Origin of the sequence: Rossellomorea sp. FM04394 (assembly GCF_041889765.1) — a bacterium.
Lineage (GTDB): Bacteria > Bacillota > Bacilli > Bacillales > Bacillaceae_B > Rossellomorea > Rossellomorea aquimaris_B.
The window spans coordinates 2,741,594-2,765,398 of sequence record NZ_CP168654.1 but is presented as its reverse complement, the minus strand read 5'-3'; the positions used below and the strand labels follow the sequence as shown (position 1 = coordinate 2,765,398).

Sequence of the window (23,805 nt, the reverse complement as noted above, 5' to 3'; positions counted from 1 at the left end):
CTCTCATTCTGTGGTAAATTACGTTTAATTAGTAGAGCATTAAAGAGGGGAATGAGACGTTTCATGCATCTTCATGGATCAGCAGAAATACAAAACGGTCAACTTACTATTGGCGGGGTGAGTACCACAAAGTTAGCAGAACAATATGGTACTCCCCTTTACGTTTATGACTTAGCACTTATCAGAGAACGGGCAAGAGGATTTAAAGAGACGTTTGATTCCCTTGGAGTGAAGGCAGAGGTTGCCTACGCCAGTAAGGCATTTTCATGTATCGCGGTCTTTCAATTAATGAAAGAAGAGGGATTATCACTGGATGTGGTTTCAGGAGGGGAGTTATACACTGCGTTAAAGGCAGAATTTCCTCCTGATCGCATCCATTTTAATGGGAACAATAAGTCCAGGGAAGAACTGATGATGGCCATTAAAAACGAAATAGGTTGTATTGTGGTTGATAATTTTTACGAATTGGAACTTGTGAATGAGATTTCACTCTCAACTGAACAAATGACAAAGGTTTTGTTAAGAGTGACGCCTGGGGTTGAAGCCCATACTCATGATTATATTTTAACAGGACAAGAGGACTCCAAATTCGGATTCGATTTGGGGAATGGTCAAGCCGAGGAAGCTATGAAAAAGGCGATGAGCCACGAGGGGATTGAATTATTGGGGTTGCATTGTCATATTGGATCACAAATATTCGAAACAACAGGCTTCATTCTTGCTGCCAAGAAAATTATTGAGAAGGTAGCTGAGTGGAGAACACACTATGATTTTGACCCTAAAGTAATCAATTTAGGCGGTGGATTTGGTATCCGTTATACGAAGGATGATGACCCGCTCCCGCCTGCTCTATATGTGAAGGAAATGATTTCTGCAGTAAAACAGGAAGTTGTAAGGTACAATCTCGAGATGCCGCAAATCTGGATCGAACCAGGTCGTTCCCTTGTGGGTGATGCAGGCACCAGCCTTTATAAATTGGGCTCACGAAAAGAAGTGCCAAACATCCGAAAGTACTTAGCGATTGATGGAGGAATGAGTGACAATATCAGACCCGCTCTCTATAAGGCAAAATATGAAGCCCTGATTGCGAATAAAGCAGATCAAAACCCGGAAGAAACTGTATCGATCGCTGGAAAGTGCTGTGAATCAGGAGATATGTTGATCTGGGATTTACCCCTTCCGGAATCGGAAGCTGGTGACATTCTTGCCGTGTTCTGTACAGGTGCATATGGATATTCGATGGCGAATAACTATAATCGTATTCCCCGTCCGGCTGTCGTGTTTGTGGAGAATGGAGAAGCGAGGTTAGCAGTGCAAAGAGAGACGTATGAGGATATGATTTCACTTGATGTAATGTTTAAATAAGCCGGAAAAGTAGTCTTTAAGTATATCGTACTTAAAGACTACTTTTTTTTATACTGAATAACATACTTTAACAAATAATGATTTTACTATACAATAACAATGATATATAAAGGTGAATATAGTATAGACAAAGGAGTCATTTATGAAGATCAGCAATAGGAGATTGTTTTTGTTTTTATTAGTAGCCGGCATCGTGTGGGGAGTCATCTACTGGATGTTCCTGGCTGGAAATTGATTGGTTAAAGTTGATTAATAAAAGTAAATTTAGTAAGATAAATAAACATTCATATCAATTAAATTTCTAGTTTTTGTCTAAAATAGGAAATAAATAGATTAGGCATAAAACATAACGAGGGGTAAATATGTTAATTCGGTATAAAAAGGCGTTTGAAAAGATCGCAATGGGATTATTATCTTTCATGCCAAATGAAAAGGATTTGAAAAAGCTTCAACAGACGATGAAGCATTACGAAACTGAAGACAATTGGCAGCTCTTTTTATGGAAAGAAGAGGACATAGTAGGCTTGATTGGAGTCTTGAAGACAGATACCACATTAGAGATTCAGCATATATCCGTAAACCCATCCCATCGCCATGAAGGAATTGGGAAATCAATGGTGAAGCAGCTTAGAGACATGCATTCAGAGTATGTAGTGAAGCCGAATTCAGACACTGCTTCATTTTTTGAAAAGTGTGATGAGATTGAAGAAGAAGTAAAGGACGAGGAACAATAAAGAGGAGGGCCACCAGGATTCGCAGGTGGTCAGCCTCTTTTTTTTCGTTTTAATGCATTTTGCCGCTCCAAAATGACTTCTGTACGGTCACGTAGGGAATGGCGGTGAATGAGCTCATTATTCGTTAAATCACTTGGAGAACACCATGAGTACCCATTTTCTTCACATAGTGATTGAACTTGCTTAATAAGGGAAGCCTCCATAACGGGAATATTTATGCTTTTATAGGGCTGATTCATGCTTAGTTCATGACTGATATCAACCAGCATGTTCTGGAGTTCAGCTGCATGTATCCCTAATTGAGTGAGTTGTTCCTGATTCATCTCAATGTTTTGGATGGCTTTCTTAAATGTTCGGGCTGCCCCGGAAAGATTACCTCTTCTGTAATGGTAAAAACCTACAGCTATCTGGATTAAACCTACCCAGTGGGAAGAACGGTTCTTGGGGTCCACTTCTTTCCAATATTCTTCTAACACTTCATGACATTCGAAGTAATCACGATTTCCGTGGAAATACATTAAGAATTCTAAATAAGGTTTAGGATATGCCATGTGATACCTCCTTTCATATTTTGAGTGTCTGAATATTTAAAGTGTAGCACATTCTATACCTTTGCTAAAACGACAGGTACAACCATCCTATACAAAAACTTTCTATTGGAGATTAGTGGTCAATCTACTATACTATTAAGTAGCTATCAGGAATGACTGTAATTAGAAATTTGGTGATAAAGTGGAATACAATGTGAAAATTGACGCTTTTGAAGGTCCATTAGATCTTCTTTTGCATCTGATTAACTCGTTGGAAATTGATATATATGATATTCCTATGGCTCAAATTACTGAGCAATATATGTTATATGTACAGACGATGAAGAATTTGCAGCTTGATGTTGCCAGTGAATACTTAGTGATGGCTGCGACATTATTAGCCATTAAAAGTAAAATGCTGCTACCCAAACATGATGAAGGTCTCCTAAACGATGAAATTGAATTTGAAGAAGAAGATCCACGTGACGAACTAGTTGAGCGATTGATCGAGTATCGTAAATTCAAAGAAGCGGCAAATGAGCTGAAGCATCGTGAGGAAGAACGGGGACAAGTGTATACAAAGCCCCCAAGTGATCTTTCGGAATTCACGGAAGAAGTGGATTTGAAGAATAGTGAAGTCCAAGTGTCTTTATATGATATGTTAGGAGCTTTTCATAAATTATTGAGGCGCAAGAAGTTGCAAAAACCCGTTCAAACCAGAATTACCAGACAGGAAATATCCATTGAGAAAAGAATGAATGACATTCTTCATAGTTTACGAAATATCAAAGAGCGTACATCATTTACGAGTCTTTTCCCAACTGATAATAAAGAACATCTTGTCGTTACTTTCCTTGCTGTGCTGGAATTAATGAAGAGGAAGCAAATCATTGTCAACCAAGAAAATAACTTCACAGAAATATTTGTTGAAGCAGGAGAGGAGGTAGTGCTTGTTGAATAGCGGTAATTGGAAAGGGATTTTGGAAAGCTTATTGTTTGCAGCAGGAGATGAAGGTCTTTCACTTAAGCAAGTCTGTTCCGTTCTGGAGATCGGAGAGCAGGAAGCGATGGCAGTGATTGAAGAGTTAAAGCTGGATTATGAAAAGGATGTCAATCGGGGAATTTATATGATTGATATAGCTGATACCTTTCAATTAGTGACAAAAAAAAGCAACGCCGATTATTTGAAGAAATTGGTCGAGTCACCAAATGTAAGCTTCTTATCTCAAGCAGCTCTTGAAACACTGGCTATTGTTGCTTATAAGCAGCCGATCACCAGGATGGAGATTGAACAAATCAGAGGTGTTAAAACCGAGCGTCCCATTCAGACCCTGACGTCAAAAGGGCTGGTCAAGGAAGTCGGCAGGGCAGAAGGGACGGGTCGGGCCTATCTGTTTGGAACGACGAAAGAATTTCTGGACTATTTCGGACTAAAGAGAATAGATGAACTTCCACCCTTGCCTGAAAATATAGAGGATGAATTCATGCAGGATGAAGCGGACTTATTCTTTGAGAAATTTCAGGAAACGATGGATTCGAAAGAATAGGGTAAAATCATACGTGAATAGAGTGAATAGGCAGGAACCCGGCTATATGACAGGAGGTCCTGCCTATTTTTATGGGTCTTTCGTGCTGAAAATTCGAACGGAAGAGAATTTTCTTCGCATTCAACTGATAAAATGGAACTGGGTGGAGAAATATGGAGGGGAATAGATGAACGATTTCATGGTGAAAACTCAGGTGCTTGACATACAATCCTTTCTTGAAAATACGATTATTCAATTTGAAAGCTATATAAATACCGTTACCATTCAAGGTCTGTTGGAGGAAAAATATGGAGATAAAGCTTATTACGAAGGGCTGCTTTCAAATTTAAGAAGACTTCTTGTCTACTGTGAAGAAGGACTGGATGCCTGTGGAATGATTGTTCAAAATGAACCTTTTCAAAAGGGTGCTGCCGAAAGAATCCTTTATAAAATTTATCATAAATGTATAGAAGAATATTATTCCCCGCGATATAATCTATGGTTTGAAGATCGTCGCATTTCTTATCCCGAGGGCAGTTGTATCCGGTTTCGGCAAGAACCTCCCGGCTGCTTCGCTTCCTTGTTAAAAAGTGTGGAAGGAGAGTTTCATAGCATGCGGGAGGAATTGATCGAATTCGAGATCGAGTATCGAAACCAAAGGCTGAAATCAAAAGAATAGAATTTGGGAGACACAGCTGAAAGACTCAGCTGTGTTTTTGTGTGGACCTTTGAAGTGTACTGTGCTGGAATTTCCGGATTTTCATTCATATTACCCCTTGTCCTGCATAAACTTGTACAAACACGTTAGAACCAAAGGAGTAGATGGGTGTGAATCGTAAGAGAGTGAAATTTTACATATATTATTTCCTTATCTTAACTTTATTGTTTGTAGTCGTTTCCAATGAAGTTCAGGCGGCACCTTCTGTCAGTTCAGAGCGGGCGATTTTAATGGATCAGGAGACAGGGAGGATACTTTATGAAAAGGATGCTCACAGTCAAAGTCGAATTGCCAGTATTACAAAGATCATGACCGCTATTCTGGCAGTAGAGTCCGGAAAGATGGATAAAGATGTAACGGTCTCTTCGAATGCAGCGGGTACGGAGGGGTCTTCCCTTTACTTAAAAGCAGGGGAGAAGATCAAGCTGGAAGATCTGGTGTACGGGCTTATGCTAAGGTCCGGGAATGATGCGGCAGTTGCCATCGCAGAATATGTTGGAGGAAGTCTGGACGGATTTGTTTATATGATGAATGAAAAGGCGAATGAAATCGGAATGGAAAATACTCATTTTTCCAATCCCCATGGTCTGGATGATCATGAGGACCACTATTCTACTGCGTATGATATGGCAGTACTAACGAGATATTCAATGGAAAACGAATTATACAAAAAGATTGCAGGAACCAAGGTTCATACTGCACCAAATCCAGAAGAAAAATGGGACCGTAAGTGGAAGAACAAAAATAGATTACTGACAGAATTATATAAACACAGTACGGGTGGGAAAACGGGTTACACAAAACGAGCCAAAAGAACGCTTGTGTCCACAGCTTCCAAGGATGGAGAGAATCTCATTGCCGTTACACTAAATGGTCCCGATGATTGGAATGATCATATTGGAATGTTTGAATACGGGTTTAAGCAATATGATTATAGAATCGTCCTGGAAAAAGGTACGATTGCTAAAATGGAAGACGAAATATACAAAGATCATGCCTATCTTAAACGGGAATCTGTCCTAACCCTTCAAGATGATGAAGTAGATGATGTGAAGGTAGAGTACAAAATGTTAAAGCCTAAAGAGGATTGGTTAAAGAATAAAAATGTACCTGAAGTAGTCGGGAAGGCTGTTGTGTATTTAGAAGGCGAAGAAGTAGACACTCTTCCCATTTTCTTTAAAACAACGGGCGGGACTGAAAAAGAAAAAAGCTGGTGGAAGTTTTGGGCATACTCCTTCGAGTCCTTTATAGGAGTCAGGGATCATGGTTAATCTCATTTGGGTCGGAATGACCATCATCGGTTTAGTGTTCGCCATAATAAATGGGAAAATGGAAGAGGTAAACGAAGCCATTTTTACATCTGCCAATGAAGCCGTCACTCTCTGTATAGGATTAGTCAGCGTATTGGTATTTTGGCTGGGAATCATGAGGATTGCTCAGGAAGCGGGACTTTTGGATAAACTGGCCAAGCTGTTCAGACCTTTTGTAACCAGGTTATTTCCAGAAGTGCCGGATAATCATCCTGCAATGGGATATATATTATCGAATATGATGGCCAATATGTTTGGCCTTGGAAACGCAGCAACACCGCTCGGGATCAAAGCAATGGAGCAATTGAAGGAGCTTAACGGAGGAAAAGACTATGCCAGCAGGTCTATGATTACTTTCTTAGCGATCAATACGTCAAGTCTTACCATCATTCCCACAACGGTCATTGCGATCCGTATGAAATATGATTCAGCCTCTCCAACTGAAATTGTAGGACCGACCTTAATTGCCACAATGCTATCGACCATCGGAGCCATACTGATTGACCGTTATTTTCATTACAGACGTACTCGTCGTGAGGTGAAGTAAATGCAATGGATATCCACCATTTCATTATGGTTAATCCCCATTATGATTGGTTTCATATTAATCTATGGCACCCTTAAAAAGGTACCGACGTATGAAGTGTTTGTAGACGGGGGAAAAGAAGGAATTAAAATTGCCGTATCGATCATACCTTTTCTCATTGGAATGCTTGTGGCAATTACTATTTTTAGAGAATCGGGAGCTCTTGAGTTCTTTGTGAACCTCATCCGTCCTGGGTTGCTTGCACTTGGTATTCCGCCTGAAATTGTACCACTTGCCATCATCAGGCCGATTTCAGGAACAGCTGCCCTGGGTATGATGAGTGATATTGTCGCTACCCACGGGCCTGATTCCTTTATCGGCAGACTTGCATCAACCTTGCAGGGTAGTACAGATACGACTCTTTACGTATTGACCGTGTACTTCGGAGCGGTAGGCATCCGGAAAATGGGAGACGCCCTTAAAGTTGGATTACTGGCAGATGTCGTAGGAATCGTTGCTGCCATATTCATTGTCACGGTCATGTTTTAAGGGTTGGCATCTATAAATAAAGGAAACAATGAGGTATAAAGAAGTCGACTGAATAGGTCGATTTTTCTTTATACCTTTCTATTTTGCCTGGATTATGTAATAATTCATGAAGACAAATGTATTGAAAATTAAATGAGGTGAAATACCGTGGAACGATTACAAAAGGTTATTGCTCATAGTGGAGTAGCGTCTCGACGAAAAGCTGAGCAATTAATTATAGAAGGTAAAGTAAAGGTCAATGGTGTAGTAGTGAAAGAATTAGGAACAAAGGTTTCTAACTCCGATAGAGTTGAAGTCACAGGAATTCAGATTGAGAGAGAAAACAAAGTATACTATATGCTTTACAAGCCAAGAGGTGTCATTTCAGCTGTGACTGACGATAAAGACCGTCAAGTTGTAACGGACTTCTTCCCTGAAATACAAGAAAGAATCTATCCTGTAGGAAGACTGGACTATGAGACGTCAGGTATTCTTCTTTTAACCAATGATGGAGACTTCGCTAACTCCCTGATGCATCCAAGTAACGAAATTGAAAAAACATACGTAGCAAGATTAAAAGGCATCCCGCCTAAATTTAAAATAAGAGAGCTTGAAAAAGGGATTAAACTGGAAGACGGCATGACGGCTCCAGCAAAAGTGAAAGTGTTAAGCATCGATAAGAAACAAGGGAAATCCATCGTCGAAATTACCATTCATGAGGGCAGGAACCGTCAAGTGCGCAGGATGTTCGAAGCGCTTGGGTATCCGGTTCAAAAGCTGAAACGGGAAAGATACGCATTCCTGACTCTTCATGGCTTGAACGCAGGAGAAGGAAGAGAACTTACTCCACATGAAGTGAAACAGCTGAGAACACTGGCTGAAACAGGAAGTATCCGATAAAGAATAGGTTGGAAAGTGTCACATATCCTTCATATAATTTACACTATCTCTAAAGTGATAAATGATATAATGGGAAAGGAATTTTACCCTGAAATCCAAGGGACATTTCCCTGCTTATTATGAAGGAATGGATATTACATTATGGCAGGGACTGATCTCATAAGTGAATTCTTATGATGTCAGGCCCTTTGCTACTGTAAAGAGAGAAAAAACTTTTCCATTCTTGAGAACGATTTCAATATGGGAGGCACACGTACATGAATAAGAAAAAACGCAGATTACTCATCCGGACAATTATTCTCATTGTACTTACTTCTGCGGTGGCATATACCCTGTATGCAAACTTTACGAAGGATGAAAGAGGGCAGTTAAAGGTGGGTGACCAAGCGCCTGACTTTGTACTAGAAGATATGGAAGGGAATAAACATCGTTTGTCCGACTATGAGGGCCAAGGGGTATTCCTGAATTTCTGGGGAACATGGTGTAAACCATGTGAAAGAGAGATGCCATATATGAACAATCAATATGAGAAATATAAAGACCAAGGTGTACAGATATTGGCTGTTAATGTGGGAGAATCAGATTTCCTTATCAATCGATTCGTGTCTAAACACGGGTTGGAGTTCCCTATTTTAGTAGACAAAGAAGAGGAAGTTCAAAACGCGTACGGTATAGATCCTTTACCGACTACATTCCTCATCAACCCTCAAGGTGAAATTGAAAAAATCATTACTGGTACGATGTCAGAAGACGATATCATTGAAGATTTAGAGAGCGTTAAGCCTTAGCTCAGCAGTTTAACTTGAAATAAGGAGTTTTAACATGAAAGAGATCAAATGTGAATGCGGTCATGTAAACCCGAATGGTACTGTTCTCTGCGAATCCTGTGGACGGGCTTTAACGGATGAAGCGAAGAACGAGAAGCTACATGACATGCGTTATGAAGGTAGTGCAAGGCGTTCCCAAACGTATAATAAATCGATTGTCGATAAGATTTGGAATTTCTTTTCATCTGTAAAAGTTGGCGTATGGTTAATTGTCATCACACTTATCGCCTCTGCAGTCGGCACGATTTTGCCTCAGGAACAATATATTCCGAATGGACAGCCGGCAAATGAGTACTATGAAGATGTATACGGCTTTTTCGGAGAGTTATATTACACGTTAGGTTTCCATGATTTATATAGTTCATGGTGGTATCTACTATTAATCGCATCGATTGGAGTTTCACTCGTGATTTGCAGTCTGGACCGGGTGATTCCCCTCTATCGTGCCCTCAAGAATCAACGCGTTTCCAGACATGTTGGTTTCCTGAAGCGTCAACGAATCTATGGGAAAACAGAAATGGTAGAAATCAATGACTCTATAAGCAAAATAAAAGAAAAATTAACACAAAAAAAATATAAGATCCGTGAAGAGGACGGCAACATCCTTGCAGAGAAAAATCGTTTTTCCAGATGGGGTCCCTATGTGAATCATATCGGTCTTATCATTTTTCTATTCGGGGGCATGCTAAGATTCGTTCCCGGAATGTATATTGATGAAACCGTGTGGATCCGTGAAGGTGAAACGAGAGCCGTTCCAGGTACGAAACAAGAATATTACTTAGAAAATAAAGGGTTTACGTTAGAGACATACGATAAAGACAAGGACAAAGAAGTATTTGGGGAAGCCATTGATAAGAATGGGACCATCGCAAAGAATTTCCAGTCTGACGTGGTACTCTATAAAGAATCCGGAGATAAACTTCCAGGACAAACGGCTGACCGGGAAGTGGAAAAAGAGGATTCAATCAGAGTAAATCACCCTTTGAAATTTGGAAACTTTGCCGTATACCAAACAAGCTACAAGTTGGATGAATTTAAATCAATGTCCTTTACATTTGATAATAAAGGGACCGGGGAAAGCTTCGGCAAATTCACCGTCGATCTATTCGATCCTCAAGATACCTACTCATTTGAAGAAGGTTATAAAGTAGAGTTAATGGGATATTATCCTGATTTCTCTGGATTTAATGAACAAGGAGAGCCGCAAACCAAGTCTCCTCTACCGAATAATCCTGCATTCCTTTTCAAATTGTTCTCACCTGAAAAACCCGATGGTGAAGTGAGCTTTGTAGGAATCCAGCAAAACCTGGAACCCCTTGGTGACAATGAATATAAATTGTCATTTGCGGGTGTTGAGACAAGAGATGTATCTGCTTTAACCGTTCATAAGGATCTCACTCTTTGGATATTGGCCGTCGGTGGAGCCATCTTTATGATAGGTGTCGTACAAGGAGCTTATTGGCACCACCGAAGAATCTGGATCAGGCGAACTGAAGATGGAGTCATCGTAGCCGGTCATACGAATAAAAACTGGCATGGATTAAAAAATGAAATCAACTTCGTTTTGGAAGGTACCGGAATTCAGGATCCTGAAGATCAACAACAAAAAGACGAAGTAAGGAGGAATGAGGATGTCAACGATAACAATGGCAGAGTGGAGTAGTAATTTACTCTATGTATCCTTCATCATGTATTTGATTGCTACGTTGTTTTTTGGAGGTAGTATCCGCCAAAAAAACACAACTGAAACGAATCAGCAAAAATGGGGCTTGATTGGAATTGTTTTGACCCTTATCGGATTTATCTCTCAATTAGGTTACTTCTTTTTAAGATGGGGAGCAGCAGGACACGCTCCAGTAAGTAATTTATTTGAATTCACAACCTTTTTCGGAATGACGCTTGTAGGAGCCTTTATCATTCTTTACTTTATGTATAAGACTACTATACTGGGTGTCATTGCATTGCCGTTTGCACTATTGGTGATCGCCTATGCCAGCATGTTCCCTAAAGACATTAGTCCATTGATTCCTGCTCTTCAAAGTGATTGGTTGAAAATTCATGTCACAACTGTTTCAGCAGGAGAAGCGATTTTATCCATCAGTTTTGTGGCAGGGTTAATCTATTTATTGAAATCAGTACAGCATACAAAAGGGAGCAAGCAATCGTTTTGGCTTGAAACCGTCATGTATTCTCTAGTTGTCGTATTAGGGTTTATTGTGGCATCAACTGCCTTTACCCTGGGGAATTACGAAGCGAACTTTCAATATGTCAATCAAGAAGGGGCCGAAGCGATTTCTGAGTACACACTCCCGGCTCTTGTCGGGCCCAATGAAGGCCAATTATTAACCGACAACGTAATGAAGCCACTGGTTGAAATGCCCGCCCTTATTAACGCTAAGAAACTTAATACCGTTATTTGGTCATTTTTGATTGGAACAGGAATTTATCTTCTATTGCGTTTAATCTTCAGAAAGCGAATAGCTGCGAAATTACAGCCTTTGGTTAAAAATGTGAATCTGGACCTGATGGACGAAATCGGTTACCGCTCGGTATTAATCGGCTTTCCAGTCTTTACACTGGGAGGGCTTATCTTCGCCATGATCTGGGCGCAGATTGCCTGGACGCGATTCTGGGGTTGGGATCCCAAAGAAGTGTGGGCATTAATAACATTCTTATTCTATGCAGCCTTTCTGCATCTACGCCTCTCTAAAGGTTGGCACGGTGAGAAATCTGCATGGTTAGCCGTCATCGGGGTTGCCATTATACTGTTCAACCTTGTGGCCGTTAACCTTATTATCGCAGGACTGCATTCATACGCTTAAGTGCTGAACGGGAGGGAGCTGACTACAACGAGAGTGATATTCTCTTTGAGTCAGCTTCTTTTTTCATATAAAATATAGGATAATATGGTTTAATTAGACAAAAGGGGGATCTACCCATGGAGGAAAACATTCGAATTTTAGTTGTAGATGATGAAGACCGGATTCGTAGATTATTAAAAATGTATCTTGAAAGAGAAAACTATGAGATTGATGAAGCTGAAAATGGTGAAGAAGCGTTAGCATTGGCATTAGAAAATAATTACGACTGTATCTTATTGGATATCATGATGCCAGGTATGGACGGGATCGAAGTGTGTAAGCACCTTCGTGAAAAGAAGGCGACCCCGGTGATCATGCTTACTGCTAAAGGAGAGGAAGTGAACAGGGTGCAAGGGTTCGAAGTTGGAACCGACGACTACATAGTGAAACCTTTTTCACCTCGCGAAGTGGTACTAAGGGTGAAAGCGCTATTAAGACGTTCTTCAAAGACGAGCTTTATTCAAACAGATGCGAAGACGAAGGATTTGATTGTGTATCCTCATCTTACCATCGATAATGATGCCCACCGGGTAACGGCTGATGGAAAAGATGTGAATCTGACACCGAAGGAATACGAATTGTTATATTTCCTTGCCAAAGCCCCAGACAAAGTGTTTGACCGTGAACACCTGCTCAAGGAAGTATGGCATTACGAATTTTTCGGAGACTTGCGCACAGTTGATACTCATGTGAAGCGATTAAGAGAAAAACTGAATAAAGTTTCTGAGATGGCTGCAAAAATGATTGTCACCGTATGGGGGGTAGGCTACAAATTCGAGGTAACGAATGAATGAGGCTGTGGCGTAGTGTAGTAGGAAAGCTATGGCTGACGATTCTGCTCTTGGTTTCCTTTGTGTTATTTATCCTTACGATTCTTTTACTGGAATTCTTTCAAAACTATCACGTCGATGTGGTTGAAAAAGAATTAACCCAAACGGCAGAAAAAGTGGCGAGAGTCATTGAGAATCATAAAGACCTGGAGCTGGGGATGGAGCTGGGAAAAGAAATTATTGATGATCCAGTTAATATCATTATCTCCTTAGATCAAGATGAGTCACTTTATTCCCAGGATTCTACAGTATTTCAAAAGACTATTCACGACTATATTTCAGAGGATGAACAACTTCAATCTGCGAAAACAAAAGAAATTACCGTTAAGAAAGAGATTGAATTATCCTCAGAATTGTCTTCGAACCGATATGAAAACGTCATTATTGTCGGGACGCCTTTGCATATCGATGAAGAAGATGGAGCTGTGTATCTCTATCAGTCTCTTGGTGTGATTAAAGATACTACCCGTCAAACAACGAAACTGATTTTGCTTGCTGCCGGGATTGCCATTATCTTAACCACCATTTTTGCTTTCTTCCTTTCCACTCGTATCACGGCACCTCTAAGGAAAATGCGGGAAGCAGCCTTTGAGGTAGCAAAGGGTAAATTTGATACAAAGGTTCCGATTTTGACGAAGGATGAAATCGGTGAACTTGCAACAGGATTTAACCAGATGGGCAGGCAGTTAAAGTTTCACATTAACGCACTGAGCCAGGAGAAAGAGCAGCTCTCCTCAATCTTAAGCAGTATGGCTGATGGCGTCATCACCTTTAATCGAGACGGCACCATCTTAATTACCAATCCACCTGCGGATCGATTCCTGCAGCATTGGTATTATGAACAAAGTGAAAGCAGTGAAGAAGCAATCCCTACTACTGTAAAAGAATTATTGCAGAGTGTGGTCGTGACAGAAATGGAGCAGACCGGTGAACTGAGTCTGCAAGGACGTTCGTATGTGGTGATTATCAGTCCCCTTTACAACAACAACAACATCCGGGGGGCAGTGGCGGTCGTCCGCGATATGACAGAAGAGCGAAGGTTGGATAAGCTCCGGAAAGACTTTATTGCAAATGTCTCTCATGAACTTCGTACGCCAATCTCCATGCTTCAAGGATATAGCGAAGCGATCGTTGATGATATTGCTGAAACAGAAGAAGAAAAGAAAGAAATAGCCCGAATTATTTATGATGAATCATTGCGCATGGGTCGTTTGGTCAATGATCTTCTGGATTTGGCCCGTATGGAAGCAGGACATATCACTCTTAATAAAGACGTAATAGCTGTCATGCCTTTCACCGAAAGAGTGACAAATAAATTTATTGGACTGGCCAAAGAAAAAAAGGTCTCTATATTCTTTGAAAGTGATGTAGGGATTAAAAATGAAATTCATATGGACCCGGACCGGATCGAACAGGTTTTAACCAATCTTATTGATAATGCTTTAAGACATACCCCTACAGACGGAGAGGTAACCGTGTCCCTGACGGAAAGTAAGGGAGGTTATCTGTTTAACGTAAAAGACACAGGTTCAGGAATTCCTGAAGAAGATCTTCCTTTCGTATTTGAGCGCTTCTATAAAGCGGATAAAGCCAGGACAAGAGGGAAGTCGGGCACAGGTCTTGGATTAGCGATCGCTAAGAACATCATAGAGTCCCATAAAGGTCATATCCAAGTGCAAAGTAAAGTCGATCAAGGGACAACCTTCACTTTCTTTCTTCCTATTTAGCCAAGAATCGATGGTATCCATAGAAACTTGACGATTTTTCTTGTTACATGGGAAACATTCTTTATTTTTAGGATGCTCGTAGAAAACGTTGTTGAAAAAGTGATGAAAATAAGTAGGGATGACAGAAGAAGTCAACAGGGGGAGGAGTACCCTGTTGACTTTTTATTTGAAGGAAAACTCCAGTGAATATAAGTCTTTCCTTTTTATCTGATAAATACTATATTGATAGTGTGTAACTTTTTTACAGAAATAACGACTAATAAATTGACGGGGAGGGGAATAAGTGGACTCCGTTTTTGAGAAATTATACTCTGATTATCATCAAGATGTATTTCAATTTCTAATATACATGGTACAGAATAGGCAGCAGGCTGAAGATCTGGTGCAGGAAGTATATATCCGGGTGCTTAAATCACATGAGCGTTTTGAAGGCAAAAGTTCCGAAAGAACGTGGCTTTTTTCGATTGCAAAAAATGTAGCCATCGACCATTTCAGAAAACAAAAGAATTGGAAGAATCGAATATTGGATAAGTTCGATTGGAGTCGGAATGATGTGACAGACGACGTGGCACTCCCGGAAGAAATCGCCGTTGCGAAGGAAGAAATTCAAGTATTGTACGAATGTTTGAAAATGTGTTCGACGGATTATCGAATGGTTATTATTATGAGATACTTACAAGAACTTTCCATTGCTGAAACATCTGAAGTTTTAGGCTGGACGGAAAGTAAAGTAAAAACGACCCAGCATAGAGCCATTAAATGGTTAAGAATTGAAATGAATCAACGGTTACAAAAGGAGGAAAGAGACATTGAAGCAGTCAGAATGGAAAGATCGTGATATAGAGGACCTCGTCAAAAAGCTTCCTCAAATCAATGATGATCGAACTCCTCAAACGATATATGCAAAAATAGAACGTCAGAACAAAAAGACGTTTATTGCTGTTAACCGTCTTATTCCAACAGTCGCGGCGCTGGCAGCCATCTTCATCATGGTCATGCTTGCTCCAACCGTATTAAATCAATTCGATGAAAACAGTATGGAAAAATCAGAGATGAAATCAACTGAATCTTCAGGTGGTGATTCAGCAACGAATTCAGTACAAGATTCCTTGGCCAAATCAGATGACAAATCAGATATGATCTATGATAACGATAAAGAGAAAATGATAGAAGAAAAGGATAATAGCGGGCTTAATATGACTGAGACTGAAAAAGACCTTCAACCAACTTCGGCAGAAAGATTATCTTTATATGAAGAAGACTTGGAAGGGCAGGACTACTATTCTTATGGACTCGTTTCACCGGAAGCGGTGCCTGTTCCTATTTCAATTGTCGATTCTCCGGCAGAAGGGGAAGAAGGCTGGTTGACCCGTCATGAAGAAATTGCAGCTGAGTTACCTGAAGGAAGCTGGGGAATGGAAGACTTTCTTCCCCTAAAAGGAAACTTCACCCTTGGAGACAGCAAAGTCATTTTCACTTTGGATGCCGATCATTCTTATAGTGGAAGTAGTTCGGTGGAATATGCATTTTATCATTCGCTGCTTTACTCATTTCAACATCAGGATTTAAACGAAGTCGTACTTCAAGAACAAGATGGGTCAGTTCCCCAATTCAGTTCTACCGGGGATTTCTCAAAAGTCAATCTAAAGGAAGAGGTTCATACGGCATATTATCTATATTCACCCGATGGTAGAGAACGCTTCCTTGTACCGGATAATATCAATAGAGGAAATGTCAAAGAGTCCATTCAGGCAATGAAAAGCCCAGAAACGAGCCTTTTCCAAAGTGTAATTCCGAAAAACATCAATATCAGTGTGACAGAATCAGATGAATATCTGACCATCAATTTCTTAAATGAACTGGACATAGAAACATTAGACAATGAAACAGCCATGGAAATGATTGAAGGCATTTTACTGACAAGCAAAAGCTCAGGGTACGAAAGAGTTCAATTTGAAAACATTAAACAGGAAAGCTGGAATGGATTCATGTTCAACGAACCCATTGAGACTCCTATCAGCCCAAACAAGAAAACGTTCAAAAATTAGGTATCAAAGAAAGACTGGAAGCGGAGAGGAATCCGTTCCAGTCTTTTTTTTATGTCGGGCTCCGGCGGCTAGCCCCTCGAGGTCATAAGCTAAATTGGCCAGGAAGGCAAAAAGCGCCTTCCCGACCAATTCATCTTATGCTTGTCGGGCCTAAGCAGTCGGCTCCGCTTTTCCTTGTATATTTATCTCAAACTTAGACAAACTACTCAAAGGAAAATTATCTCATTCTCTTATGAATATTGAATGGGGCATGTACATATAGTGGGGAGTGCATGAAATGAAGGTGAGAAGGTAAGAATGGGTTAATACATGAAAAGGTAGCGGAAGTGGCGCGTCAGTCGGGAAGAAATAAAGGTATTGCGTTAAATGGCTAAGGAGGACAAGCATGATTTTGGATTATGTGAGAAGGTTATTGATCGTATTTCTGTTAGCTTTGTGTGTGAGCATTATGTTCTTTACTGGAAAGATAGCGAAGGCAGAGATGAATGAAATTGCGGAGGAAACGGTATCCTGGACATTTCCAGTTGAAGGTGTGATAACCGACTCGTATGGGACAAGGTCAGGTACACATAAAGGTATGGACATAGGAGGAGATATTGGTTCTCCTGTCTATTCAGTAGCTAAAGGTAAAGTCACTAAATCATATCTTTCAAAAAGCTACGGTCATGTGGTATTTATAAGGCACGAAAACGGATACGAAACCGTGTATGCTCATCTTGAAAACAGGCTTGTAGAAGAAAATCAAAAGGTGGTTCAAGGTGAACAGCTTGGAAGTTTAGGAAATACAGGCAGGTCGACAGGAGCCCACTTGCATTTTGAAGTGCATAGGGGGGAATGGACGATTGATAAGGTGAATGCAATCGATCCCTATATGGTTTTTGGACAAGGTGAAGTTGGACAGCTTGTGTTTGCTCATGAGAAAGATCCTTTTCAGGCAGTGGGTGTTTCTGGAACACCTGAAATGACCCAGGATGTAAGTTCTGGAGAATTAGATCAATCGAATGAGAGAAAGGTAAATCATATCGTACATAAAGGAGAGACCCTCTGGGGGATTTCTCAGCAGTACAATATATCTGTAGAGGATATTAAAAGTGCCAATGGGTTAAATGATACCAATTTAGTGGTTAATCAGTCCTTAGCCATTCCTCAATCAGCTGCTGGGAGTAAGTATGTAGTGAAACAAGGAGACACTTTATACTCTATTTCAGTTGAACAAGGGATTGATGTGAATGAATTGGTGGCTTGGAACGGGCTGGATCTTAAGACGCCTATCTACCCACAACAAGTTTTAAAGCTCCAATAATAGTTGGGTAAGACTGATAAAATCAAGGTCTGTCACATTTATTTCGAATTCGAACTTTTTCCTTCACATAATCCCTCTCCTTATGTATAATGGAAATGTATAAAAAAATAAAGATTCGTCTTCGGGGCAGGGTGAAATTCCCTACCGGCGGTGATGAAACATTTGTTTCTAAGCCCGCGAGCCTTTTGGGGCAGGATTTGGTGCGATTCCAAAGCCGACAGTATAGTCTGGATGGGAGAAGATGAGGGTTTATGCCAAAACGTTTAGAAAATGGGAAGCTAGACGTTTATTCGGGTATGCCTTATCATTCTCCTAGATACACGTATCTAGGGGTTTTTTAATGCTACCTTTGGCTAGAGCTATCTTCGATATGAGATGAATCTCCTAAAGGAGAGAGGTTTATGAGAAAAATGAATACGCGCATGTTTGTAACGGTTGGTATGTTAAGTGCCATATCCTATGTGTTAATGCTGTTCAACTTCCCGATTCCACCATTTCCAAAGTTTTTAATGGTAGATTTTAGTGACGTGCCCGCTTTAATTGCGACTGTGACATTAGGTCCGCTGGCAGGGATATTAATTGAATTATTTAAAAATGTGATTGACTACATTATGACAGGAAGCGATACCGGCGTTCCAATAGGTCATGTAGCCAATTTTATGGCGGGAGTACTTTTAATTCTACCGACATATTATATTTATTCACGTTTTCAATCTAAAAAAGGACTGTTGATTGGTCTCATCACAGGTACTTTGATCATGAGTATAAGCATGGGAATTCTAAATTACTTTGTGTTCCTGCCTGCTTATAAATACTTTATGAATTTTGAGCTACCAGCTGAAATTATCATTACAGGAATTGTCCCATTCAACATTCTAAAAGGAATTCTAGTAACAACGGTCTTCATCTTACTATTTGTCCGTCTTCAAGGCTGGCTATCAAGGCAGGCAGCCCTGAACAAAGCGGCATAAAGCTAATATAAATCCTAAACCCCTCAATTTCATTGAGGGGTTTTTCTTTCTAAGGTTATCACCGTAAAAAGAAAAAGCTAAGGAGAGTTTCTCCTTAGCTTCTGTGATTACTATTCAAACTTAAGTGCATCCCCATCAAATGGCTCGTCAGCTACCTTAATGGAATCAGTAGGACAACCTTCGAATGCATCAATCATATCATCTTCTAATACGTCAGGAACTTCAACCGTTCCTTGGTTATCGTCTAATGTTACAAATGCGATACCTTCGTCATCATAGTCGTAAATATCTGGTGCAGCAGCCCCACATGCTCCACATGCAATGCATGTATCCTTGTCAACGATCGTATATTTTGGCAAAGAAAAAACCTCCCGAATAAATAATTCTATATAATTCATCATTATACACAATGTAAGTTTGTGAAAAATCACTTAATGTTTATTTTATAGAGGATTGTATAACATTTCAATAGTTAGGTGCTCTTCTTTTTATTTTTATCCTATATATAAAAAACAAAACATGGTTATAGAACAAATTCATGGTACAATATTTGACAATAACCTACATGTTAAGGAGTAGAGAATTGACCTATCTTAATTATGTGATTTTGTATTGCTTTATGCAAATAAATGGAGAGCGATCGATTTATTCTGTTTTTCATATCTTAAAAGGAAAAAAGTCTTCTCAGTCGATTCAGGACGCGCATCTCTTTTATTTACATCCATTTTTTCTTTCTTTACCAAAGCTTAAACGAGCATACTTTAATCAAAAGGTAAAGGAACTAGAGAAAGAAGGATATATCATTGTCGATGAAAGTGGAAAAGCGATTGTCACTCCTGAAGGTGCTATCGCTGTTAAAGGATCTTTTCAAGGTGACGCTTTTCCTTCTAATATGAACGGTCTCGTATACGGTGATCAAACGATTTTATTTTGGAGGAAATTAAGCCTCCTTATCCAAGTACTTTCAAACGGGAAGCAGCAGGAAACGCTCTATTTTCCTGTACAACGCAACAAAAATATCCAGGATTGGGTGAAGGGCTGTCTGAAAGCGAACCCTAATATCGAAAATTTATCTTCCGCTCTATATAAGGAGTTGCACAGTCTGTTAACCAGGCTATCCCAAACCTTGGATCCCACCATTTTTGTTTTCCGCTTAACGGGATACAAGGATTATGGATGGACCGAACTGCAGGTTGCGGAGAAGTTAAATATGCATCAAGAGGAATTCCGCTTTCAATTCCTTAATTTAATACATGGTATGTTATCAATAGTAGAAAAGGAATGTTCTACTTATCCTATATTATATTCCATTAGCTTAAAAAGTGATCAACAACAAAATTTGACCATTTCTACAAGCAAAACATATGAATTGTATCAAAGAGGACATACAATTGAAGAAATCTCACGTATACGTGAATTAAAAATAAATACCATTGAAGATCATGTGATCGAATTAATTTTAACCCAGAAAGAATTTGACATTGAGCCTTTTATTTCTCAAGAGGAATATCAGAATGTATTGATGGTGATGAAAGAAACGCAAACCAAAAGGCTGAAACCCATCAAAGAAAAGCTTCCTCATTTATCTTATTTTCAAATTCGAGTAACGATTGCGAAGGCAGGTGAGAACGGTGAAGTTGCAGGAAGAGCTTAAAAAGAGATTTGGCTATTCTACTTTTAGAGAAGGACAAGAGGAAATCATTCAATCCGTCCTGGATCAACGAGATACGATTGCGATGCTCCCTACAGGAACCGGTAAGTCTCTGTGCTATCAATTACCCGGATACCTATTGGGGGGACAAGTATTAATTGTATCTCCCCTTCTGTCATTAATGCAGGATCAAGTGGAGCAGATGAAAGTCATGGGAGAAAAAAGGGTAATCGCGCTGAATTCATTTTTACCGTATATGGAGAGAAGAGCGGCTCTTGAACAATTACATCTATACAAATACATCTTCATATCTCCCGAAATGCTCATGAACCCCGGTATCATCTCATCCCTTCAAAAGTTAGATATATCCCTGTTCGTCACGGATGAAGCCCATTGTATTTCTCAATGGGGACCTGATTTCAGGCCGGATTATTTGAAGCTTGGGGAACTAAAAGACAAGCTTGGTAATCCAACCACATTGGCGTTGACGGCCACTGCTACTGAAGAAGTAAGGAAGGACATCAGGGAAGTACTTCAAATGGATGAAGCAGTAGAAAAAGTCTACTCGGTGGATCGTGAAAATATAGGGTTGTTTATAGAGAAGGTCACAAATCATAGCGAAAAGCTGGATGCCCTTTTAGAATGCGTTACAACATGGGATGGATCGGGAATTATTTATTTCTCAAGTAAACGAATGGCAGAAGACGTTTCTTTATGGCTTGGGGAGAAAGGTGTGACTGGTGTCGCCCACTATCATGGTGGGATGGAGCAGGAGGATCGGATTTTAATTCAGCAGCAATTCCTTTCCAACAAGCTAAGGATCATATGTGCCACCTCAGCCTTTGGAATGGGTGTAAATAAAGAAAATATTCGATTTGTCATTCATTTTCATTTCTCCTCAAGTATAGAAGCGTTTTTACAAGAAATTGGAAGAGCTGGACGTGATGGAGAAAGTAGTGTGTCTGTCGTGTTATACTCTGAACAAGACCTCTCGATACCTCTTCAGCTTATTCAGAGTGAATTACCTGAAGACGCACAAATACAAGGATATGTAAGGGGAGGCAGACAGGGTCAGATAAAAGAGATAGTAGATCTATTGCAACTATCAGAGGTTCAGTATCGATTCCTTACTTATTATACAGATGAGCTGACTAAAGGGCAGACACTTAGTGATGGTAGATTAATAGAAAAAATGAAACAAATACGGAACAATCGTTTACAATACAAGAAGGACAAACTGCTTTACATGATCGAGTGGATGCAGACCAGTTCTTGCAGAAGAGAGAAACTCCTTGATTATTTCGACGAAGTGCTTCATAAGGAGAATGGCTTCTGTTGCGATCAATGCGGTTATTCCCTTAAGGATTTCAAGAGTCAGCCTTACACTGCTGCCGCTCCACTTGAAACAACATGGGAAAATAGGTTGGAAAAATTATTATTAGGATAAGTGGTAACGATGCAGAAACAAGGGGAAATCATACAACAGCTTACCAAGAAGCAGTTAACATTTCATTTGTATTTTACTCAAATATTACTATTAACGATTGCTTTAGGATTAGGTATATTTTTATTTGACACATGGTCTGAATTTTGGAATCAGTTCTATTTGTCCCCCGCTATATTAACTATTGGACTAACAAGCGGCTTAGTTATAGTGGCCATCGACATCGTATTAATGAAGCATTTACCGAGTAAATATTATGATGATGGCGGAGTAAATGCTCGAATATTTACGAATAGAAACATTGGTGAAATTGCTTTATTGGCTTTTTTCATTAGCTTCAGTGAAGAAATATTATTTAGAGGCGTTCTGCAATTTCACTTTGGCTTAATCATTTCCAGCATTATATTTGCTCTCATTCATTTCAGGTATTGGGCTCACTGGTTTTTAATTGTCAATATTGTACTGCTTAGTTTTTGGATCGGTTTCATTTATGAACAAACAGAAAATTTATTGGTAACAATCATCATGCACTTTGTCATCGATTTCTTACTGGGTTTACACATGCGTAAGAAAGGAAGACAAGGAAGTAAAGAAGGGATGTCTCATGAGTAAAGACCCATATCGAGATCAGGCAGCGAAATTAAAGCAAAAAATTGAACGAATCCCAGAGGGCTTACCAGACAAAAGAAGAGAGCCTCTCCCGGCCAGAAGTGAGCTGCATAGGGGGAAAAAGAAGAAGAGCAAATTGAAAATGAAATATCCATTGATTAGTATGCTTCTCTTGTTCTTTATTCTTTTGCCATTGACTGTGTTCAGCATTTATTCTTATTTCGATGACAGAAATGGTCCCCTTGTGGTCATGTCTGAAGATGTGGACGACGTGGAAGAGGTTCGCTACGATCAGTCAGAAATTGATGACGAGGAGAGAGGGACAGAGTCTGATTTCAGTAATGAAGGTGAGCCTGTTACAGAGGAAAAAAAAGAAGAACCGTCTAAAGAGACCGCTTCTTCTAATAATGGTAAGGAACAAGCTTCCGCTCCTCCTGCTTCTCAACCTGCTAAACAAGAAAAGGTAGAGGAAAAGCCTGAAGAAGAAGTAGAAGAGGAACCAAAGGAAGAAGAGCCAGAGTACAAAATCGTGTATCATACTGTACAACCTCAGGAAACACTCTTCCGCATTGCGATGAAATACTACAATTCCCAATCAGGGGTTGACCGGATAAAAGAGTGGAATCATATTCAGGGTAATGAAATTCAGACAGGACAAGTATTGGAAATTCCATTAGACCAATAACAGGCACCCTCCCCAAGTCAGTTGGAGAGGGTGCTTTATTGGTCTTCAATTATGATTTACAATTCCTTTGCAACAATTTTCAATAATATTTACATTGGTTTATTAGAAGTGTTACAAACTGAAAATATAATAAAAATGACAGGACTATAAGCGAAAGAAGGGGTTGACATGGTGGACAGAATGATTACACGATTTCAAAAAGTAGATGATTTGTTGTTTTACAGAATTAATGGAAGTAAACAGCTATATCGATCATTCTTTGGTTATGTGACTCATCTCGGAGGAGCGAGGCTAACGATAGCCTCCATTCTGATCCTGTTTTTCATAAGTCAGTACTATTCACCTATGAAGAAGACCGTAATGGTTGCAATGATTTCATTATGTATCAGTCATATTTTTATGACCATCATCAAGAAATTGGTCAAAAGGATACGTCCTTATCTATCATTACCCAATGCAATGGTACACGGCTATGAGTTCAAAGATCATTCATTTCCGTCTGGTCACTCAACCGCTATTTTTTCCATTTCGATTCCTTTTATGATTCAGTATCCGGCAACGATCCTTGTACTATTTCCATTAAGTTGGCTAGTTGGATATTCAAGGGTAGTTCTGGGGGTCCATTATCCTTCAGATGTATTGGCAGGGGCATTTCTTTCATTTGCCACCACTTTAATGGTTCTATTGTTTATCTGATAAACCCATAGGATTA

Annotated in this window: 26 protein-coding genes and 1 riboswitch; of the genes, 24 read left to right on the top strand and 2 right to left on the bottom strand. The window is 39.8% G+C overall.

The window, feature by feature from the left end:
- Nucleotides 1–63 precede the first annotated feature (63 nt).
- Nucleotides 64–1,365 (top strand): diaminopimelate decarboxylase, encoded by a 1,302-nt coding sequence (gene lysA, locus ACCB35_RS14000; RefSeq protein ID WP_374057026.1) that lies wholly within the window; start codon nucleotides 64–66, stop codon nucleotides 1,363–1,365.
- Between the two features lie 362 nt (nucleotides 1,366–1,727).
- Nucleotides 1,728–2,099 (top strand): GNAT family N-acetyltransferase, encoded by a 372-nt coding sequence (locus tag ACCB35_RS13995; protein ID WP_374054217.1) that lies wholly within the window; start codon nucleotides 1,728–1,730, stop codon nucleotides 2,097–2,099.
- Nucleotides 2,100–2,128: 29 nt separating this feature from the next.
- Here ACCB35_RS13995 and ACCB35_RS13990 read toward each other — a convergent pair whose 3' ends face one another.
- Complete coding sequence (locus ACCB35_RS13990) at nucleotides 2,129–2,650, bottom strand: DUF309 domain-containing protein (protein ID WP_374054216.1); 522 nt, start codon at nucleotides 2,648–2,650, stop codon at nucleotides 2,129–2,131.
- Nucleotides 2,651–2,831: 181 nt separating this feature from the next.
- Here ACCB35_RS13990 and ACCB35_RS13985 point away from each other — a divergent pair, with 181 nt between their 5' ends.
- The 17 genes from ACCB35_RS13985 (at nucleotide 2,832) to ACCB35_RS13905 (ending at nucleotide 18,704) form a co-directional block, all read left to right on the top strand.
- Complete coding sequence (locus ACCB35_RS13985) at nucleotides 2,832–3,590, top strand: segregation/condensation protein A (RefSeq protein WP_374054215.1); 759 nt, start codon at nucleotides 2,832–2,834, stop codon at nucleotides 3,588–3,590.
- Nucleotides 3,583–4,176, top strand: coding sequence for an SMC-Scp complex subunit ScpB (scpB, locus tag ACCB35_RS13980; RefSeq protein ID WP_374054214.1), 594 nt, complete (start codon nucleotides 3,583–3,585; stop codon nucleotides 4,174–4,176). The genes ACCB35_RS13985 and scpB overlap by 8 nt, the downstream gene beginning before the upstream one ends.
- 13 nt (nucleotides 4,177–4,189) lie before the next feature.
- On the top strand, nucleotides 4,190–4,342 hold the full coding sequence (locus ACCB35_RS13975; RefSeq protein WP_374054213.1) for a hypothetical protein: 153 nt from the start codon (nucleotides 4,190–4,192) through the stop codon (nucleotides 4,340–4,342).
- Nucleotides 4,343–4,834: a DUF3907 family protein gene (locus ACCB35_RS13970; protein ID WP_374054212.1), complete on the top strand. Its 492-nt coding sequence runs from the start codon at nucleotides 4,343–4,345 to the stop codon at nucleotides 4,832–4,834. It begins immediately after the preceding gene.
- A 149-nt stretch (nucleotides 4,835–4,983) separates the two neighbouring features.
- The gene (locus ACCB35_RS13965) at nucleotides 4,984–6,144 is read left to right on the top strand and encodes a D-alanyl-D-alanine carboxypeptidase family protein (protein WP_374054211.1); all 1,161 of its coding nucleotides are present in this window, start codon (nucleotides 4,984–4,986) and stop codon (nucleotides 6,142–6,144) included.
- A complete protein-coding gene (locus ACCB35_RS13960) occupies nucleotides 6,137–6,730 on the top strand; it encodes a nucleoside recognition domain-containing protein (protein ID WP_044340129.1) in 594 nt (197 codons plus the stop codon). The genes ACCB35_RS13965 and ACCB35_RS13960 overlap by 8 nt, the downstream gene beginning before the upstream one ends.
- On the top strand, nucleotides 6,731–7,258 hold the full coding sequence (locus ACCB35_RS13955) for a spore maturation protein (protein WP_044340130.1): 528 nt from the start codon (nucleotides 6,731–6,733) through the stop codon (nucleotides 7,256–7,258).
- A gap of 147 nt (nucleotides 7,259–7,405) precedes the next feature.
- Entirely contained in the window at nucleotides 7,406–8,137 is a 732-nt protein-coding gene (locus tag ACCB35_RS13950; RefSeq protein ID WP_374054210.1) for a pseudouridine synthase, read from the top strand.
- A 257-nt stretch (nucleotides 8,138–8,394) separates the two neighbouring features.
- Complete coding sequence (resA, locus tag ACCB35_RS13945; RefSeq protein WP_374054209.1) at nucleotides 8,395–8,925, top strand: thiol-disulfide oxidoreductase ResA; 531 nt, start codon at nucleotides 8,395–8,397, stop codon at nucleotides 8,923–8,925.
- A 34-nt stretch (nucleotides 8,926–8,959) separates the two neighbouring features.
- The gene (locus ACCB35_RS13940; RefSeq protein ID WP_374054208.1) at nucleotides 8,960–10,627 is read left to right on the top strand and encodes a cytochrome c biogenesis protein ResB; all 1,668 of its coding nucleotides are present in this window, start codon (nucleotides 8,960–8,962) and stop codon (nucleotides 10,625–10,627) included.
- Nucleotides 10,611–11,786 (top strand): c-type cytochrome biogenesis protein CcsB, encoded by a 1,176-nt coding sequence (ccsB, locus tag ACCB35_RS13935; RefSeq protein ID WP_374057025.1) that lies wholly within the window; start codon nucleotides 10,611–10,613, stop codon nucleotides 11,784–11,786. Before ACCB35_RS13940 ends, ccsB begins: the two co-directional genes overlap by 17 nt.
- Nucleotides 11,787–11,902: 116 nt before the next feature.
- Nucleotides 11,903–12,619: a response regulator transcription factor gene (locus ACCB35_RS13930; protein WP_044340134.1), complete on the top strand. Its 717-nt coding sequence runs from the start codon at nucleotides 11,903–11,905 to the stop codon at nucleotides 12,617–12,619.
- Nucleotides 12,616–14,382, top strand: coding sequence for an ATP-binding protein (locus ACCB35_RS13925; protein WP_044340135.1), 1,767 nt, complete (start codon nucleotides 12,616–12,618; stop codon nucleotides 14,380–14,382). The genes ACCB35_RS13930 and ACCB35_RS13925 overlap by 4 nt, the downstream gene beginning before the upstream one ends.
- Before the next feature lie 283 nt (nucleotides 14,383–14,665).
- Nucleotides 14,666–15,220, top strand: a complete 555-nt coding sequence (sigX, locus tag ACCB35_RS13920) for an RNA polymerase sigma factor SigX (protein ID WP_374054207.1) — start codon at nucleotides 14,666–14,668, stop codon at nucleotides 15,218–15,220.
- Entirely contained in the window at nucleotides 15,192–16,430 is a 1,239-nt protein-coding gene (locus ACCB35_RS13915; protein WP_374054206.1) for a hypothetical protein, read from the top strand. The genes sigX and ACCB35_RS13915 overlap by 29 nt, the downstream gene beginning before the upstream one ends.
- A 385-nt stretch (nucleotides 16,431–16,815) precedes the next feature.
- Nucleotides 16,816–17,733 carry a peptidoglycan DD-metalloendopeptidase family protein gene (locus ACCB35_RS13910; protein ID WP_374054205.1) on the top strand — a complete coding sequence of 306 codons (918 nt, stop codon included), beginning with the start codon at nucleotides 16,816–16,818 and terminating at the stop codon, nucleotides 17,731–17,733.
- A 113-nt stretch (nucleotides 17,734–17,846) separates the two neighbouring features.
- Nucleotides 17,847–17,980, top strand: a riboswitch (FMN riboswitch).
- 154 nt (nucleotides 17,981–18,134) lie between these two features.
- Complete coding sequence (locus tag ACCB35_RS13905; RefSeq protein WP_374054204.1) at nucleotides 18,135–18,704, top strand: ECF transporter S component; 570 nt, start codon at nucleotides 18,135–18,137, stop codon at nucleotides 18,702–18,704.
- Nucleotides 18,705–18,814: 110 nt separating this feature from the next.
- On the opposite strand, the gene ACCB35_RS13900 is transcribed toward ACCB35_RS13905, so the two are convergent.
- Nucleotides 18,815–19,063 carry a ferredoxin gene (locus ACCB35_RS13900; protein ID WP_032087848.1) on the bottom strand — a complete coding sequence of 83 codons (249 nt, stop codon included), beginning with the start codon at nucleotides 19,061–19,063 and terminating at the stop codon, nucleotides 18,815–18,817.
- Nucleotides 19,064–19,287: 224 nt separating this feature from the next.
- On the opposite strand from ACCB35_RS13900, the gene ACCB35_RS13895 reads away from it, so the two are divergent.
- The 5 genes from ACCB35_RS13895 to ACCB35_RS13875 all read left to right on the top strand — a co-directional run bounded on the left by ACCB35_RS13895 (nucleotide 19,288) and on the right by ACCB35_RS13875 (nucleotide 23,789).
- Complete coding sequence (locus tag ACCB35_RS13895) at nucleotides 19,288–20,358, top strand: helix-turn-helix domain-containing protein (protein ID WP_374054203.1); 1,071 nt, start codon at nucleotides 19,288–19,290, stop codon at nucleotides 20,356–20,358.
- A complete protein-coding gene (locus ACCB35_RS13890) occupies nucleotides 20,336–21,802 on the top strand; it encodes an ATP-dependent DNA helicase RecQ (protein WP_374054202.1) in 1,467 nt (488 codons plus the stop codon). Before ACCB35_RS13895 ends, ACCB35_RS13890 begins: the two co-directional genes overlap by 23 nt.
- 9 nt (nucleotides 21,803–21,811) lie before the next feature.
- A complete protein-coding gene (locus ACCB35_RS13885; RefSeq protein ID WP_374054201.1) occupies nucleotides 21,812–22,411 on the top strand; it encodes a lysostaphin resistance A-like protein in 600 nt (199 codons plus the stop codon).
- On the top strand, nucleotides 22,404–23,093 hold the full coding sequence (locus ACCB35_RS13880; RefSeq protein ID WP_374054200.1) for a LysM peptidoglycan-binding domain-containing protein: 690 nt from the start codon (nucleotides 22,404–22,406) through the stop codon (nucleotides 23,091–23,093). Before ACCB35_RS13885 ends, ACCB35_RS13880 begins: the two co-directional genes overlap by 8 nt.
- A 180-nt stretch (nucleotides 23,094–23,273) precedes the next feature.
- On the top strand, nucleotides 23,274–23,789 hold the full coding sequence (locus ACCB35_RS13875) for a phosphatase PAP2 family protein (protein WP_374054199.1): 516 nt from the start codon (nucleotides 23,274–23,276) through the stop codon (nucleotides 23,787–23,789).
- Nucleotides 23,790–23,805: the final 16 nt, after the last annotated feature.